At 52.7% G+C, this 17,894-nt stretch carries 11 protein-coding genes; 6 read left to right on the forward strand and 5 right to left on the reverse strand.

The features are described from left to right. The first annotated feature begins 95 nt into the window (after positions 1–95). A complete protein-coding gene (gene lplA / locus DQM29_RS08340; protein WP_111740253.1) occupies positions 96–1,115 on the forward strand; it encodes a lipoate--protein ligase in 1,020 nt (339 codons plus the stop codon). Positions 1,116–1,202: 87 nt separating this feature from the next. On the opposite strand, the gene DQM29_RS08345 is transcribed toward lplA, so the two are convergent. Together DQM29_RS08345 and ppsR are read right to left on the reverse strand one after the other, a co-directional pair. Continuing rightward, the gene (locus DQM29_RS08345; protein WP_111740254.1) at positions 1,203–2,249 is read right to left on the reverse strand and encodes a 3-deoxy-7-phosphoheptulonate synthase; all 1,047 of its coding nucleotides are present in this window, start codon (positions 2,247–2,249) and stop codon (positions 1,203–1,205) included. A gap of 227 nt (positions 2,250–2,476) precedes the next feature. Further along, positions 2,477–3,298 (reverse strand): posphoenolpyruvate synthetase regulatory kinase/phosphorylase PpsR, encoded by an 822-nt coding sequence (gene ppsR, locus DQM29_RS08350; protein ID WP_111740255.1) that lies wholly within the window; start codon positions 3,296–3,298, stop codon positions 2,477–2,479. Between the two features lie 299 nt (positions 3,299–3,597). On the opposite strand from ppsR, the gene ppsA reads away from it, so the two are divergent. Beyond that, positions 3,598–5,988: a phosphoenolpyruvate synthase gene (gene ppsA, locus DQM29_RS08355; RefSeq protein WP_111740256.1), complete on the forward strand. Its 2,391-nt coding sequence runs from the start codon at positions 3,598–3,600 to the stop codon at positions 5,986–5,988. A 78-nt stretch (positions 5,989–6,066) separates the two neighbouring features. Here ppsA and ydiK read toward each other — a convergent pair whose 3' ends face one another. Beyond that, a complete protein-coding gene (ydiK, locus tag DQM29_RS08360) occupies positions 6,067–7,170 on the reverse strand; it encodes an AI-2E family transporter YdiK (RefSeq protein WP_111740257.1) in 1,104 nt (367 codons plus the stop codon). 344 nt (positions 7,171–7,514) lie between these two features. On the opposite strand from ydiK, the gene ydiJ reads away from it, so the two are divergent. From ydiJ to zntB, 3 genes are read left to right on the forward strand one after another with little or no spacing between them, the layout of a single operon-like run. Continuing rightward, positions 7,515–10,568: a D-2-hydroxyglutarate dehydrogenase YdiJ gene (gene ydiJ, locus DQM29_RS08365; protein WP_111740258.1), complete on the forward strand. Its 3,054-nt coding sequence runs from the start codon at positions 7,515–7,517 to the stop codon at positions 10,566–10,568. 23 nt (positions 10,569–10,591) lie between these two features. Further along, positions 10,592–11,014: a hotdog fold thioesterase gene (locus DQM29_RS08370; protein ID WP_111740259.1), complete on the forward strand. Its 423-nt coding sequence runs from the start codon at positions 10,592–10,594 to the stop codon at positions 11,012–11,014. Positions 11,015–11,049: 35 nt separating this feature from the next. Continuing rightward, complete coding sequence (zntB, locus tag DQM29_RS08375) at positions 11,050–12,033, forward strand: zinc transporter ZntB (protein WP_111740260.1); 984 nt, start codon at positions 11,050–11,052, stop codon at positions 12,031–12,033. Between the two features lie 35 nt (positions 12,034–12,068). Here zntB and ttcA read toward each other — a convergent pair whose 3' ends face one another. Beyond that, a complete protein-coding gene (gene ttcA, locus DQM29_RS08380) occupies positions 12,069–12,992 on the reverse strand; it encodes a tRNA 2-thiocytidine(32) synthetase TtcA (RefSeq protein WP_111740261.1) in 924 nt (307 codons plus the stop codon). Positions 12,993–13,470: 478 nt separating this feature from the next. Between ttcA and DQM29_RS18815 the strand changes: the two genes are divergently transcribed. After that, on the forward strand, positions 13,471–13,749 hold the full coding sequence (locus DQM29_RS18815; RefSeq protein ID WP_170126511.1) for an IS1-like element transposase: 279 nt from the start codon (positions 13,471–13,473) through the stop codon (positions 13,747–13,749). Between the two features lie 135 nt (positions 13,750–13,884). Here DQM29_RS18815 and nifJ read toward each other — a convergent pair whose 3' ends face one another. After that, positions 13,885–17,421 (reverse strand): pyruvate:ferredoxin (flavodoxin) oxidoreductase, encoded by a 3,537-nt coding sequence (gene nifJ, locus DQM29_RS08390; RefSeq protein ID WP_111742041.1) that lies wholly within the window; start codon positions 17,419–17,421, stop codon positions 13,885–13,887. Between the last annotated feature and the right edge of the window lie 473 nt (positions 17,422–17,894).

Genomic DNA, 17,894 nt, shown 5'->3' on the forward strand with positions numbered 1-17,894 from the left:
ATATGGCCGGGAAACGTGTTTTTCCCGGTCTTGATGATGCAAAATTTATGATAAAATAACGGGATATCATGCTATTCATTGTTAAGGATACCCGTATGCCTTCTTCACTGCGCCTGCTGATTTCAGACTCTTACGATCCTTGGTTTAACCTGGCTGTGGAAGAGTGCATTTTTCGCCAGATGCCAGCGACTCAGCGGGTATTATTCCTATGGCGTAACGCTGATACGGTGGTTATTGGTCGGGCACAAAATCCGTGGAAAGAGTGCAATACGCGGCGCATGGAAGAGGATAACGTCAAGCTCGCCCGACGCAGCAGCGGGGGCGGTGCGGTTTTCCATGATTTAGGCAATACCTGTTTTACCTTTATGGCGGGCAAGCCTGAATACGATAAAAGCGTATCCACGGCTATTGTGGTGAACGCTCTCAATCAGCTGGGCATCAAGGCCGAAGCCTCAGGGCGTAACGATCTGGTGGTGGCAACGCCAGAGGGTGAAAAGAAAGTGTCCGGCTCCGCCTATCGCGAAACCATGGATCGTGGATTTCACCACGGAACGCTGCTGCTCAGTGCCGATCTGGGAAGGCTCGCTAACTACCTTAACCCCGACAGAAAAAAGCTGCAGGCAAAAGGCATTGCCTCCGTTAGAGGTCGGGTAACAAACCTGAATGAGTTTTTACCGGGCATTACTCACCAACAGATATGTGACGCCGTCACGGAGTGTTTTTTTACCCACTACGGTGAGCGGGTAGAGGCTGAGCACATTTCTCCCGATGCCTTGCCTGATTTACCGGGCTTTGCGGAAACCTTTGCGCGCCAAAGCAGCTGGCAGTGGAACTTCGGTCAGGCTCCAGCGTTTACCCATTTGTTAGACCAGCGCTTTGTGTGGGGCGGCGTTGAACTTCACTTTGACGTGGAGAAAGGGTTTATTAGTCGAACACAGCTGTTTACTGATAGCCTGAATCCCGCACCGTTGGAGGCTTTGGCGGAGCGCCTGCAGGGATGTCAGTATCAAAGCGAAGCGCTGAAACGACGCTGTGATGAAACGGCGATCGATTTCCCAGAACAGGCTAAAGAGCTGGCTGAGCTAGGAGTGTGGATGGCGGATATTGTCCGTTAAAAGATGCTGTTAATAGGGTGAGCTAACATGGCTTGCTAACAAAAAAGTGCGGCGTTGGCGATGACCGGACGCCGCCGTTCAGATAGCCTAAAACCGACTGTCTACCGCACGAACCAGCGTTTCCAGCATGTTTTCCGTATCGCTCCAGCTCAGGCACGGGTCGGTAATTGACTGCCCATAGGTGAGCGCCTGACCGCGCTGGTGTTTTTGATTGCCTTCCGTTAAAAAGCTTTCTGCCATCACACCGACGATGGCTCTTGAACCCGCCTCAATCTGTTGACACACGTTTTCACAAACGTCCAGTTGGCGACGGTGAAGCTTTTCGCAGTTGCCGTGGCTGAAGTCAACGACCAGATGCTCTGGTAAATCAAACTGGCGAAGGCTATCACAGGCAGCGGCTACGTCAGCGGCGTGGTAGTTGGGGGTTTTACCACCGCGCAGAATAACGTGAGCATAGGGATTACCGCGAGTGCGGTAAATGCTCATCTGGCCGCGTTTGTCTGGAGAGAGGAACATATGGCTTGAGCGTGCAGCGCGTATGGCATCCAGAGCGATACGCGTGCTGCCGTCAGTGCCGTTTTTAAATCCTACCGGGCAGGACAGCGCCGAAGCCATTTCCCTGTGTACCTGACTTTCTGTGGTGCGTGCGCCGATTGCCCCCCAGCTGATAAGGTCAGAAATATACTGCCCGATCACCATATCTAAAAACTCAGTCGCTGTTGGCAGCCCAAGCTTATTGATCTGGATAAGCAGTGAACGAGCCAGAGCAAGCCCCTTATTAACTTGGAAGGAGTCATCCAGATTGGGGTCGGAAATCAGTCCCTTCCAGCCAACGACGGTGCGTGGTTTTTCAAAATAGGTGCGCATGACGATTTCAAGCCGATCCTGATAGCGGATCCGCAGTTCGTTCAATCGTCGCGCGTACTCTTGTGCTGCCTCGGTATCGTGAATGGAGCAGGGGCCAACAATAACCAGAAGGCGGCGGTCTTCGCCGTGAATAATGCGTTCAATGCGCTGCCGCGAAGCGGTAACGCTAGCGCCGATATCCGCAGTCATTGGATAGCGCAGCGCCAGTTCCTCAGGCGTCATCAGGCTGTCGACCAGCGTGGTCCTGAGTTCATCAGTTTTGTGCATGATGTTTCTCTAAAAGCGGTTCTTCTCTTCGGCGATGCGCCGAACAGTGATGGACATCACAATAACGGAAACGTTGCGCCTTGCAAATAGCGAAAAGGTCAAATTCGTTTCAAGAGGTAACGACGAGAAGCGAGGTGAGAGGTGAGGTGAGAAATTAAACGGCGAAAGGCTAGACAGAGAAACGCTGCGCTCAATAAGCAAGCACAGCGTTTAGCAGCCTGAAGCATTTAATACATACGGCGCGTCATGCCCAGAATGTCTAACAGTTTGGTGGATATCTCTTCCACGGAGTAGTTGGTGCTGTTAAGAAAGCGAATGTTGTGCTTTCTGTAAAGCGCTTCAACTTCTGTGACTTCAATCCGGCACTGGCGCAGTGAAGCGTATCGGCTGTTTTCCCGGCGCTCTTGGCGAATGGCGGACAGCCTTTCCGGCGCGATAGTCAGCCCAAACAGCTTGCTGTGAAAAGGCTTTAGCGCAGGGGGAAGCAGCAGGTTGTCCATGTCGTCAGAAGTAAACGGGTAGTTAGCCGCACGGATACCAAACTGCATGGCCAGATAGAGGCTAGTCGGCGTTTTTCCACAGCGCGAAACGCCAAGCAAAATAACCTGAGCATCTTCGAGGTTTCGCAAGGAGATGCCGTCGTCGTGTGCCAAGGCATAGTCAATGGCGGCAATTCTGGCATCGTACTTGGTCAGATTGCTGGCCGTTAGCCCGTGAATACGATGGGCGGCGGGAATGGGGGCGACACCCAATTCCTGTTCAAGAGGGCTGACCAATGTGTGGACGATATTTTGGCAATAGCCGTGGCTCTGCTCGATCACGGCGCGAATATCAGAAGCAACGATAGAGTAGAAGACGATCGGTCTCTGACCGGTCTTTTCATATACGCCGTCTATCTGGCGACAAACCTCTTCGGCTTTTTGGGTATTTTCAACAAAGGGGATCGTATATTGATTGAAGCTGACTGGAAACTGGGAAAGTACCGCGTGCCCCAGCACTTCAGCCGTAATGGCGGTGCCGTCTGAAATAAAAAAAACTGTACGTTCCATAAAAATCCGTTCCCGCTGACCCAACTTTAGAATGGCGCAATCACATCACTCTCTCTTTCATTCGTCAACAGCCATTCATTTTCCCTTTTAAAATTGTTGATATCGAAAAAATAAAGAGCGATTTCGAACAAATTAACGCGTGGGTTGAGATTATAAAATTAAGTTAACTGGCCGAAACGATTAACCATTTCATAACTGTTCTATTGCTGTGTAAGCTTTTAAAGGTAGGGGCAAATCGACTGCACCTATGGACATTTTTGTTATTTATCCATCCTGATTAAATAAATGGGACACCGCTAATGTCTGCTATCAATAGCTGTCAGCAATATGTTGTTTGGTATAACCAATTGGGAATGCATGATGTTGATCGTGTTGGAGGTAAAAATGCCTCTTTAGGCGAAATGATCGCTAATCTCAGTGAACTGGGCGTTTCGGTTCCAAACGGGTTTGCCACGACGGCTCAGGCGTTCAACGATTTTCTTGAGCAAAGCGGCGTAAATCAGCGCATTTATCAACTGCTTGATAGCATCAACGTAGACGACGTCAAGGCTCTGGCCGATGCAGGGTTACAGATCCGCAACTGGATTATCGACACGCCTTTCCAGCCTGAACTTCAACAGGCGATAAGCGAGGCTTATCAAACGCTATCAGAAGGCAATGAAGGCGCGTCTTTTGCTGTGCGGTCTTCCGCCACGGCTGAGGATATGCCGGATGCTTCCTTTGCCGGGCAGCAGGAAACCTTTCTCAACGTGCAGGGTATCGACGCTGTGATGGTGGCGATTAAACACGTGTTTGCTTCACTGTTTAACGATCGCGCTATTTCTTACCGCGTCCATCAGGGGTATGACCACCGGGGCGTGGCGCTATCTGCGGGCGTTCAACGCATGGTGCGCTCTGACTTAGCCTCTTCAGGGGTGATGTTTACTCTGGATACAGAATCAGGTTTTGATCAGGTGGTGTTTATCACCTCGGCTTACGGCCTGGGTGAAATGGTGGTTCAGGGGGCAGTAAACCCTGATGAGTTTTACGTTCACAAGCCAACACTGATGAACGACAGGCCGGCTATCGTGCGCCGCACGATGGGATCGAAAAAGATCCGCATGGTCTATGCCGACAGTAAGGAGCACGGCAAGCAGGTGAGAACCGAGGACGTAGAGGAGGCTCTGTGCAACCGCTACAGTCTGGAGGAAGAGGAAATCCATCAGCTGGCGCGTCAGGCTATTATTATTGAGCAGCACTACGGCCGCCCGATGGACATCGAATGGGCAAAGGACGGTCATACCGGTAAGCTGTACATTGTGCAGGCCAGGCCGGAAACCGTGCGCGCCAACGAACAGGTGATGGAGCGCTATCAGCTGCACAATCGCGGTAACGTGCTGGTTGAAGGGCGAGCGATCGGTCACCGCATCGGGGCGGGGCCGGTTAAAGTCATTACCGACCTGAGCCAGATGGACCGCATTCAGCCGGGAGACGTGCTGGTCACCGATATGACGGATCCGGACTGGGAGCCTATCATGAAGCGGGCGGCAGCGATTGTCACCAACCGGGGCGGACGCACCTGTCACGCGGCGATTATTGCTCGCGAGCTGGGTATTCCTGCGGTGGTGGGCTGCGGTAACGCGACGGACATCCTGAAGGAAGGACAGCAGGTTACGGTTTCCTGCGCGGAAGGCGATACCGGCTTTATCTATCAGGACGCGCTGGCGTTCAAAGTACAAAGCTCTCAGCTTGATACACTGCCGGAAATCCCGTTGAAAATAATGATGAACGTCGGTAACCCTGATAGGGCGTTTGACTTCGCCAGACTGCCGAATGAAGGCGTCGGCCTGGCTCGCCTTGAGTTCATTATTAACCGCATGATCGGCGTACACCCGCGAGCGCTGCTGGAGTTTGACCAGCAGGATGCCTCTGTGAAAGAGGAAATTCGCGAGCTAATGCTGGGCTACGACGATCCGGTGGAGTTCTACGTTGGCCGCCTGTCTGAAGGCATTGCGACGCTGGCGGCGGCTTTCTGGCCAAAGCGCGTGATTGTGCGCCTGTCAGACTTTAAGTCTAACGAATACGCCAATCTGGTTGGCGGCAGCCGCTATGAGCCTCATGAAGAAAACCCGATGCTGGGCTTCCGCGGTGCGGGGCGCTACGTGTCTGACGACTTCAAAGACTGCTTTGCGCTGGAGTGTGAAGCCGTGAAGCGCGTGCGCAACCTGATGGGGCTGACTAACGTGGAAATCATGATCCCGTTTGTTCGCACCGTTGAGCAGGCTAAAGCGGTTGTCGATCAGCTGGCTCATGAAGGGCTTAAGCGCGGTGAAAACGGCCTTAAAGTCATCATGATGTGTGAAATACCCTCTAACGCACTGTTGGCAGAACAGTTTTTGGAGCACTTCGACGGTTTTTCTATCGGCTCTAACGACATGACTCAGCTGACGCTGGGGCTGGATCGCGACTCAGGCGTGGTTTCCACGCTGTTTGACGAGCGTAACGAGGCGGTGAAGGCGCTGTTGGCTATGGCGATCCGTGCAGCGAAAAAGCAGGGTAAATACGTGGGCATCTGCGGTCAGGGGCCGTCCGACCACGAAGACTTTGCCGCTTGGCTAATGGAGCAGGGGATCGACAGTATCTCTCTTAACCCTGATACGGTGATTAAAACCTGGCTGGCGCTGGCGGAGCAAAACGCGGTTTCGGCCTAACGATTGTCAAACAAAAGCCTAATAAAGAACGCCGTTCATTTTGAACGGCGTTTTTATCTCTGCTATAGCTGAAGCTGACTACTTGTTTTCACCAAGAGCGTCATCGAGATCCGGTACGCTGTCTGAAGGTTCGGGCACTTCATCCATCCAGGCGGAGATCAGCCGGTACGATACCGCCAGCACGACAGGGCCAATAAACAGGCCGATCATGCCGAACGCCAGCAGGCCGCCGATAACGCCGGAAAGAATCAGCAACAAAGGAAGATTTGCTCCCATGCGGATCAGCGCCGGGCGCAGGAAGTTGTCCAGAGAAACCACCACGCAGCTCCACACCAGCAGCACGGTTCCCCACGTGCTGTCGCCGGTCCAGTAGAGCCAAATCACCGCAGGAAAGAGGATTAGCGATGGGCCAATCTGTGCCAGACAGCAGATAAACATCAAGACAGTGAGCAGCGTAGCGTAGGGAATACCGGCAACGGCAAGCCCGATACCGCCTAGCAGCGCCTGAACCAGTGCGGTAACAACCACACCTAATGCAACGGCACGAATAGCCTGAGCGCCAAGGATAACAGCCGCTTCACCGCGCTCTTCCGCTAAGCGCAGAGCAAAGTGTCGAATGCCTTTTGCAACCGCCTCGCCCTTGGCATACAGAATGGCGCTGAAAACGACCATCAGCGTGCCGTGCAGCACGAAACGCCCCACGTGAGCGGCCTGAGAGACGAACCAGGTGGTTGCGGCACCGGCATAGGGCTGAACGCTGGCCACCAGCGTTTTGCCGCCGTCAGCTGTTAGCGACTGCCAGCTTTTATACAGACGTTCGCCCACCAGAGGAATATCCTCCAGCCAGGTTAGCGCTGGAATATGCCAGTTAGAGGGATCTCCCAGCCAGCTGACGAGCTGACCGCTGTTATCAACGATGCTGTTGATAACCAGACTAAACGGCAGTACAAACAAGAGCACTAAAAGCAGAGTCATAATGATGACTGCGGGAAGACGGCGACCGCCAGTGATTTTCTGCATGCGCAGGAGCAGAGGCCAGGTGGCGATCACCACCATGCCTGCCCAGGCGAAACCGAGAATAAAAGGGCGAATAACCCAAAAGCTGGCAACAATAAGGATAACAATAAACAGCACGCCGAATATCAGGCGGGCGAGATTAAACTGTTTTTGAGGCTGAGTCATGAACCATACTCGTGGTAGATGAACGGATTATTCTGAATATTATCGGCGATAGACGGCGGTTACGCTACCGTAATCGATCCCGCGCGAAATTTTCTCCCTTTGCCATACTGTTAACGAGACGCTGGTTTGCTATTGCACTCGGTGCGGGACGCCTGAAATGGGTGGGATAATTTTCCCTGTGGGCTACGCAAACGGATGCGCGGTGTGCTAGTCTGCGGGATTGGGTAATGTTCAGAAGCGGCTCGTTGACGTGTCACTTCCGTCTTAGGCGGCTTCGGCCTGTGACGATGACACATATCGGGCTGCATATTTTAATCAATAAGAAAAAGAAGAGATGGGCGGCAATGATTCCTCAGCTAAAACAGGCACCCGGTGTTGATAGTCGGGTTGTGGAGTACTTGGCGGCGCTTAAGCGCTCAGGCTTTAGCGGCGACGTGGCGACCGGGTATGCCGATCGCCTAACAATGTCGACGGACAACAGCATTTATCAACTTTTGCCACAGGCGATCGTTTTCCCCCGCTCGACAGCCGACGTTGTCATTATTGCGCGCACTGCCGACGCTGACGAATATAAACATCTGCGCTTTACCCCCCGAGGTGGCGGAACGGGAACCAACGGCCAATCGCTGAACGACGGCATTATTGTTGATATGTCCCGCTATATGAACCGCATTTTGGAGCTGAATCTGGAACAGGGCTGGGTGCGCGTTGAGGCTGGCGTTATTAAAGACCAGCTTAATCAATACCTGAAGCCTCACGGCTACTTTTTCTCACCGGAACTTTCTACCAGTAACCGCGCAACGCTGGGGGGGATGATTAATACTGACGCCTCTGGGCAGGGTTCGCTGGTGTACGGTAAGACTTCCGACCACGTTCTGGGTCTGCGTAGCGTGCTGCTAAACGGCGAACTGTTAGATACCGCCCCCATGCAGGTAGCGTTGGCGAAGTCGCTGGCGGCACAGGATACTCAGGTGGGCCGAATTTATCAAACGGTGATGACACGGTGCAAAACGCAGCGCCAGCAGATACTGGATCACTTTCCAAAGCTTAACCGCTTCCTGACAGGTTACGACTTAAGGCATGTCTACAGTGACGATCTGAAAACGTTCGATCTGACTCGCATTTTGACCGGCTCTGAGGGGTCTTTAGCATTTATTACCGAAGCGCGCCTGAATATTACTCGGCTGCCGTCCGTGCGGCGACTGGTTAACGTCAAATACGATAGTTTTGATTCCGCGCTGCGCAATGCGCCTCTGATGGTTGAAGCCAAGGCGCTCTCGGTAGAAACCGTTGACTCTAAAGTGTTCAACCTCGCGCGCGAAGATATTGTCTGGGAGTCCGTCAAAAACCTGATTAGCGACGTACCCGGCAAAGACATGCAGGGGTTGAATATTATTGAATTTGCCGGTGACGACTGCGAGTTGATTGAACAGCGGGTAACCTACCTGTGTGAAAGGCTTGATGCGCTGATGGCACAGGGAGAAGCGGGCATCATTGGCTATCAGCTGTGTAGCGATCTAGCGGATATTGAGCGCATTTACGGCATGCGTAAAAAGGCCGTTGGCCTGTTGGGTAACGCCAAAGGATTAGCAAAGCCGATTCCGTTTGCCGAGGATACCTGTGTGCCGCCAGAGCGGTTGGCTGACTATATTGCGGAGTTTCGCGCGCTGTTGGACAGCTACGGGCTGGCCTACGGCATGTTTGGGCACGTTGACGCGGGCGTGCTTCACGTTCGTCCGGCGCTGGATATGTGCGATCCAGAACAGGAACGTCTGATGAAGACGCTTTCCGATCGGATAGTGACTCTCACGGCTAAATACGGCGGTCTGCTGTGGGGCGAGCACGGAAAAGGCTTTAGAGCCGAGTACAGCGCTGAGTTTTTCGGCGAGACTCTGTATGCAGAGCTTCGCAGGATCAAAGGCGCCTTCGATCCGCTTAATCGTCTGAATCCGGGAAAAATCTGTACTCCTCTAGAGAGTGATGCACCACTGCTGAAAGTGGATGCCGTCAAGCGGGGAACCTATGACCGACAAATTCCTCTGGCGGTCAGAACGTCGTTTAAAGGGGCGATGGAGTGTAACGGTAACGGCCTGTGCTTTAACTTTGATGTGAACAGCCCGATGTGCCCCTCCATGAAGGCGAGCGGCGATCGGGTTCACTCACCAAAAGGGCGAGCGACACTGGTGCGCGAGTGGCTGCGCCAGCTGGCAGAAGCGGGTGTCGATCCGATGGTTCTCGAACAAGAGCTAGCGCAGCGTCGTTTAAGCTGGCGAGACCTGCTGGCCAAAACGCAGAACGCCTGGGCTAAACGCCGTGGAGAGTATGATTTCTCCCATGAGGTCAAAGACTCTATGTCCGCCTGTCTGGCGTGTAAGGCCTGCTCAACACAGTGCCCCATCAAAATAGACGTTCCGGCCTTCCGTGCCCGTTTTTTACAGCTTTACCATACCCGCTACTTCCGCCCGGTCAGAGACCATTTGGTCGCGTCAGTAGAGCTCTACGCGCCGCTGATGGCTAAAGCGCCGAAGATGTTCAACTTCTTTATCCGTCAGCCGTGGATGCAGGCCGTAGGGGAAAAGGGCATTGGTATGGTGAATCTGCCGCTGCTTTCTACGCCTACTCTGAAACAACAGCTCCAAGGGCACCGCGCGAGTTCAGTCACGCTGGAACAGCTTGAAACCATGGGTGATGAACAGCGCAGTCGCCACGTGCTGGTCGTGCAAGATCCCTTCACCAGCTACTACGATGCGGCAGTCGTGTTTGATTTTGTTCGCCTGATTGAAAAATTGGGTATGACGCCCGTGCTGCTGCCGTTTCATCCCAACGGGAAGGCACAGCACATTAAAGGATTCTTACACCAGTTTTCCCGCACGGCGAAGCGAACCTCTGAGGTGTTAAATCGGGCCGCACGGCTGGGTATCCCTATGGTAGGCGTCGATCCCGCGCTGGTTCTCTGCTACCGCGATGAGTATAAGCAGGTTCTGGGGGAGGCTCGGGGTGACTTTCAGGTGCTTTTAGTGCATGAGTGGTTGGCAAACAACCCGCACCTGTTGCCGGAAAAAGCGCCTAAGCCGGAGCCGTGGTATCTGTTTGGTCACTGTACTGAAAGCACCGCTCTGCCGGTCAGCAGCCGCCAGTGGCAAAGCCTGTTTAGTCGCGTTGGCGCAACGCTAAACGTTGTTAATCTCGGCTGCTGTGGCATGGCGGGAACCTACGGTCACGAGGCTGATAAGGCGGAAAGCTCTGCGGCGATCTACGATCTGTCATGGCGAAAAGCGCTAGAGGCAAGAAGCCCCGATCGCTGTCTGACAACGGGCTACTCTTGCCGCAGTCAGGTAAAACGGTTTAACCAAGCGGTATTGAAACACCCGCTTCAGGCGCTGTTAGCGCTGATTTAATGAATAGACTTAAGGAACGTACTATGTGGAAACGCCCAATGACGCTGGACGTGCTAAATCAGTTGTCTAAAGGGACGATGATGGAGCACATTGACATCGTCTATACCCAGATTGGCTCGGACTTTCTTGAAGCAACAATGCCGGTTGACTACCGAACAGTGCAGACGTTTGGCCTTTTACACGGCGGCGCTTCTGTTGTGCTGGCGGAAACTCTGGGTTCTGTGGCGGGATATATGAGCACCGAGGGCGATAAGCTGGTGGTGGGGATTGAAATTAACGCCAACCACGTGCGTTCAGCTCGCCAAGGGCGCGTTCGCGGCGTAGCGAAAGCCATACACCTTGGGCGAAGCCAGCAGGTGTGGGATATCCGAATTTATGACGAGAATGACAAGCTTTGCTGCATCTCGCGCTTGACGACCTCCGTGTTGGATAAAAAGGCAAACTAGGCAGGAGCGTGCGCTCAGTAACAAAGGTGGTTGATGTGGAGAAGATAACCGGTAAACAGTTAGCGATATCTCAGGCAATACACGCCTGGCAGCTGGATGGCAAAGGGGGCGTACTCCCCGTTGCGGATATCACTGAAGCGTCAAGCACATCGCCGTGCTGGCTACACTTTGACTATGAGCAACCGGAAAGCTTGACTTGGCTTAGCAAAACGACGCTGCTGCCTGATTCATTTAAGGATGCGCTATCCGGTGAGAGCTGTCGCCCCAGAGTTTCCCGGCAGGGAGAAGGGACGCTGGTGGTACTGAGAAGCATCAACTTGAATAACGAATCGCTGCCGGATCCTTTGGTCACGCTGAGGGTTTACCTGACAGATAGCCTGATTGTGTCCACTCGCCATCGTCCTATCCACGCCATTGACGAGGTCACTCACGAGCTGCTTAACCACAACGGTCCTAAAAATGTGGGAGAGTGGCTGGTGGAGGTATTGGACGAGCTAACCGACCGCGTTAGCGATTTTATTGATGATATACACGGTCGCGTTATCGAGCTGGAGGACGGCCTGCTGGAGCAGGTGGTTCCCGAACGAGGCGAGGTAGCGCTTATCCGCAAGCAGCTGATTGTGTTACGCCGTCACCTGATGCCGCAGCGCGACGTGTTTTCTCGGCTGGCTAATGAGAGATTGCCTTGGATGAACAGCGAAGACCGCCACCGCATGCAGGATATTGCAGAGCGGCTAGGCCGCGTGCTGGACGACCTTGATGCGACAATCGCCCGCACGGCGGTTATTGTAGATGAAATTAACTCTCTGTTGGCTGACGCCATGAACCGACGCACTTATACTATGTCCCTTATGGCAATGCTATTTTTACCGGCAACCTTTCTTACCGGGCTGTTTGGTGTCAATCTGGGGGGGATTCCGGGTGGGGGGAAAAGCGGCGCTTTCGCTATTTTTTGCCTGTGCCTAGCAACGATTGGCGGTGGGATACTCTGGTGGCTTAAGCGAAGTAAGTGGCTGTAAAAAGGCGGAAACCGCCTTTTTACAAATGGAGGCGACTATTTTACTTCAACGATATTAATACCCAGTTCACCCTCGTCCTGTGCATCAAAGCCTGACGATGTTAGTGGCAGTTCTTCTCGGTCAAACGCCAGATCGCCGCCGTCTGGAAGCGCCATTCCCTGTGTAATAGCAGAAAAGTCAAACAGCTCGCGATCGCACAGGTGTGAAGGCACGACGTTCTGCATGGCGCTGAACATAGTTTCTATACGCCCCGGGTAGCGTTTATCCCAGTCGCGCAGCATTTCTTTAATCACCTGACGCTGTAAATTCGGCTGTGAACCACACAGGTTGCACGGAATGATCGGAAACGCTTTAGCGTCAGCGTATTTTTCAATGTCCTTTTCACGGCAGTAGGCCAGCGGGCGAATAACAATGTGCTTACCGTCATCGCTGATAAGCTTGGGCGGCATACCTTTCAGCTTCCCGCCGTAGAACATATTTAAAAAAAGCGTTTGCAGCATATCGTCGCGATGATGGCCCAGAGCGATTTTTGTAATATTTAGCTCGGTAGCGGTGCGATAAAGAATGCCTCTGCGTAGCCGTGAGCATAGGGAGCAGGTGGTTTTTCCCTCAGGGATCTTCTCTTTGACAATACCGTAGGTATTTTCTTCAACGATTTTATATTCAATGCCGAGTTCGTTCAGATATTCCGGCAGTATGTGCTCAGGAAAGCCAGGCTGTTTTTGATCGAGATTAACGGCAATCAGCTCAAACTTGATAGGGGCGCTACGCTGTAAGCTTTGCAGAATGTCCAGCATGGTATAGCTGTCTTTGCCGCCGGAAAGGCACACCATAACTCGGTCGCCGTCTTCAATCATTGAAAAATCGGCAATGGCTTCACCCACATTGCGGCGCAGCCGCTTCTGTAGTTTGTTCAAATTGTACTGCTGCTTTTGGTTTAGCGTAACGCTAGTGCTCATGACGTTAACTCTGTGTTTAACTCTGTGTAAAGGGCGCTATTGCCGCGAGGGCCTGCATAAATCACGGGCAGCTATGGTACGGATTATTGCTTTCTTTGTCACTCGCTCATAAGGAAAGGCGTTGATTTTCTCCCGCGTGTTCCAGACCAAGACGCCGGGAATACCTCCCTTAATAAAGTAAATAAAAATCACGGCGTCACAGCGTAAAGTCTGACGTTGGGGGAATTAAGTTTCCATGTGAAAATAGTTTCTTTCAAATAATAACTGTTATTTATACCAGTGATGTAAATTTTTTAGATGTATTAAAATTGCAAATTATGTGTCATCGATTCTAAAAAATAGCGTCAAGTATTGGATGTTTTTATTGCTCGTTTATTGCTCAATGCATTTTTATGGGATGGCTAGGCTAAACAGCGTGCTGAATATACCCTTTTTCAGGGGACATTCAGCAGTTAGGGTAGGAAAAAGGAGACGGATGATGGTTACTATCGAAGTTGCATGTCGCCACTGCCATGAGACAAAGCCGGTTAGAAAACACGGAACGGGGCGAGGTGGCTATCCTCGCTATTACTGCAATCACTGTAAGCGAACTTTTCAGCTTTCCTATTTATATCGCGCCCATCAGCCAGGGATGAAAGAAAAGATCCTTGAGATGGCGTCTCAAGGGGCTGGAATTAGAAAAACCAGTAGGACACTTAAAGTAGGGTTAAATACCGTAATGCGGTATGTTAAGGCGTCGGAAGAGGAACTGGCTTAACGACTAAAGCCTGAGCCTTCCGGCGATAGGCAGTGCGAAAAGTCATTCAACGCGCTGTATTTTGGAGGTGTTTTTGCTAAATGAATAAGGCGTCATAATTATTATGACGCCTTATTTTTTCCAACGAGCAAATGGCTACTCAGCGCTCGACTTTTCTGACGTTTTTCCTGCTAACAGGCTAAGCAGGTCGTATCGTCTCACTAGGTCTTTCTCCGCAGCCTGATGTAGCTCTGCGGCCACTTCCGGCTCTTGAACGTCTAATCGACGGAATCGCTGTTCTTTTAGCAGCGTGGAGGCTAGGCCTTCTACCGGAGGTCGGGAATCCAGCGCAAGGGCAGGTTTTGCTTCGTCCACACGGCGAGGATCGAAACGGTACAGAGGCCAGAAGCCCGCCGTAGTGAGCTGCTTCATCTGCTCATGGCTATAGGCCAGATCGTAGCCGTGCTCTTCACAAGGACTATAGGCAATAATCAGAGACGGGCCTGGGTAAGCTTCCGCTTCCTGAATAGCTTTTACCGTCTGGTTGAGCTGGGCGCCGAGAGCGATCTGCGCAACGTAGACGTGGCCATACATCATGATGCTTACGCCCAGATCTTTACGGCCTTTACGCTTGCCTCGCTCTGCAAACTTGGTAACTGCGCCCATTGGCGTTGCCTTGGACTGCTGGCCGCCCGTGTTTGAATAACACTGTGTATCCAAGACCAGAACGTTGACGTTTTCTGTCAGGCTCATTACGTGATCCAGCCCGCCAAATCCGATATCGTAGGCCCAGCCGTCACCGCCGATAAGCCAAATGGACTTGTCTACCAGATAGTCAGCGCTTTCAATCAGCTCTTTTGCCTGAGGGGCGTCAACGTTACGCAGCAGTGCACGAAGCTGTGCAACCTGATCGCGTCGGGTATTCACATCCTCAGCTTCAGACAGCAGAGCCTCAGTTAGCTCAGCAGGCAACCTGTCAGCCAGCTCGCCGATCAGGCGAAGCGCACGAGCGCGGTGCTGATCGACAGTCAGTCGGAAGCCTAGGCCAAACTCAGCGTTGTCTTCAAACAGCGAGTTTGCCCATGCCGGACCTCGACCCTCCGCATTGGCGGAATAGGGGGTACTCGGTAGGTTGCCGCCGTAGATGGAAGAACAGCCGGTAGCGTTTGCTATCAGCATTCTGTCGCCGTAGAGCTGTGTGAGCAGCTTGATGTAAGGCGTTTCACCACAGCCTGAGCAGGCACCAGAGTATTCAAACAGCGGTGTAATCAGCTGAGAGGTGCGAATATCGATACGCTCAAGCTTGCTCTTGTCGATTTCCGGTAGCTGAAGGAAAAAGTCGAAGTGACGTTTTTCCACATCAAGATTTTCCAGCCGCGGCTTCATGTTGATGGCTTTGATTTCCGGATTCTGACGATCTTTAGCTGGGCACACCTCAACGCACAGATTACATCCCGTACAGTCTTCCGGCGCGACCTGTAGGACGTATTTTTGCCCGCGCATGTCCTTGGACTTGACGTCCAGAGTCTGTAGTCCGTCCGGCGCGCCGGACATGGCTTCAGGCGGAACCACTTTGGCGCGAATCGCCGAATGCGGGCAGGCGGCAACACAGTGGTTACATTGGGTACACAGTGGCGCCTCCCAGATGGGGATTTCTTCAGCGATATTTCGTTTTTCCCAGCGGGTTGTGCCGACAGGCCAAGTACCGTCCGGCGGGAAGGCAGAAACGGGCAAGGCATCGCCTAGACCAGCCAGCATTGTTGCCGTGACGGTTTTGACAAAGTCCGGGGCGCTGTCTGAAACAATAGGCGGACGCTCTGCGCTGCTTTCATCTATTGGCTGAAGCGGAATTTCTTCCAGCGCGCTGACAGTAGCGCCCAGCGCCTGCCAGTTGTTTTGAACGATATCTTCCCCTTTGCTGCGATAGCTCTTGGCGATAGCGTCCTGAAGCTGTTGAAGCGCAGCGTCACCGGGGATAATTTGCGTCAGGTGGAAAAACGCCATCTGCATTACGGTATTGATGCGGGCGCCAAGGTGGCATTCACGGGCGATTTTGGCGGCGTTAATCGTAAACAGACGCGCCTTGCGCTGATGGAGCAGAGCCTGAACGTCTCTCGGCAGGCGATGCCACACTTCATCTTTGCTGTAGGGCGTATTCAGCAGGAAAATACCGCCAGACTTGAGTTTTTCCACCATCTGATACTTGTCGATAAACTGATTCTGGTGGCAGCCGACAAAGTCAGCCTGAGCAATCAGATAGGCGGAGTTTATCGGATGTTCGCTGACCCGAAGGTGGGAGACGGTGAGCCCGCCGGCCTTTTTAGAGTCGTAAACAAAATAGCCCTGAGCGTAGAGCGGCGTGCCGTTACCGATAATTTTTATATTGTTTTTGGTGGCAGACACGGTGCCGTCACTGCCGAGGCCAAAAAATAGCGCTTCCAGCGTGGCTTTTTGCGGAATAGTTTCTTCAGTGAGCGGCAGAGAAAGCTGAGTGACGTCGTCGAAGATGCCAACAGTAAAGCGCGGGCGCGGCTTTTCGAGCGTCAGCTCTTTAAACATTGCCAGCGCGCAGTCCGGCGCGAACTCTTTTGATGAGAGACCGTAACGCCCGCCGATAACCATCGGCAGAGAGGCACGATCGCCGCGAGAGCAGGATTCCGCTAGCGCGGTCATAACGTCCAGATACAGCGGCTCGGCCTGAGCGCCGGGCTCTTTGGTTCTGTCGAGCACGGCGATTTTCTTCACGCTCTCTGGCAGGCACGCAAGGAAGTGTTCAGCCGAGAAGGGGCGATAAAGCCTAACTTTCAGCATGCCCACTTTTTCGCCGCGTGCTAACAGTGTATCAATGGTTTCTTCGACGGTCCCGCAGGCGGACCCCATCAGGATTACAACGCGGTCGGCTTCAGGGTGCCCGTAGTACTCAAAGGGACGATAGTGTCGACCTGTTTGTTCGGCGAAGTCGTCCATCGCGCGCTCAACGTGGCTATAGGCACTGTTGTACCAAGGGTTTGTCGCTTCCCTGCACTGGAAGTAGGTATCGGGGTTGGCAGACGTACCCCGAACCACAGGGCGATCCGGCGTTAAGGCATGCTGGCGATGCGCGTTAATGGCTTCTGCTGGCAGCAGCTGTCGCAGCGTTTCGTCGCTCAGAGGGACAATCTTGTTAATCTCGTGAGAGGTGCGGAAGCCGTCAAAAAAGTGAATAAAAGGGATCCGACTGTTAAGCGTGGCCATCTGAGAGATAAGCGCGAAGTCCTGGGCTTCCTGTACTGAGCTGGCGCACAGCATGGCGCAGCCGGTTTGGCGAACGGCCATCACGTCTGAGTGGTCGCCAAAGATAGACAGGGCGTGTGTCGCGACCGTTCTGGCAGCCACGTGAAGCACAAAGGGCGTCAGTTCACCGGCCAGCTTGTACAGTGTAGGGATCATCAGCAATAATCCCTGAGACGAGGTAAACGACGTCGCCAGCGCACCGGTTTGTAACGCACCGTGAACGGTGGCTATGGCTCCCGCCTCCGACTGCATTTCGATAACGCGCGGCGTATCACCCCAGACGTTTTTGTGACCATATTCAGACCAGTCATTGGCCTGTTCGGCCATTGTTGAGCTAGGGGTGATAGGGTAAATAGCGATAACTTCACTTGAACGGTAGGCCACTGAGGCGACCGCACTGTTACCATCGGTAGTAATCATAAACACAGACCTTCATTGATTCACATGCCCACATTCAAAACAGGGAAATTCCTTTATTGGCGCGACGTTGCCCCATTTATAGTGTCTTCCAGACTGATAGAGCATTATACCAGATTGTGTTGTTCGGGCAGCGACACTTTTGTGTCGCGATGTGATTTTGGACGGAGATAATAAAAAGAGAAGAAGAGTGACGCCGACAGCGCTTTATCGGCCTAACCATGCATCTAACTAGACGTGCTTCAAGTAATAGAGTAAAAATAGCAGGCTTGCTCGCTGTGTGCGCGTTCAAGCTGAAGACAAAAAAAAGACCAGCGCGAGCGCTGGCCAAGGATGGAGTCATGGAGTTGAGGCAGTGTCTCACTCACTAAATAGATTAACTTAGCTATGATAGCGAATTGCGCAGTAACGATTAGTGCAAAAAATGCTATCAAATTGTAATCAAAATATTTCAAGTGCGTTGCTTTTGTTGTCAG

Origin of the sequence: Leminorella richardii, from assembly GCF_900478135.1 — a bacterium.
Lineage (GTDB): Bacteria > Pseudomonadota > Gammaproteobacteria > Enterobacterales > Enterobacteriaceae > Leminorella > Leminorella richardii.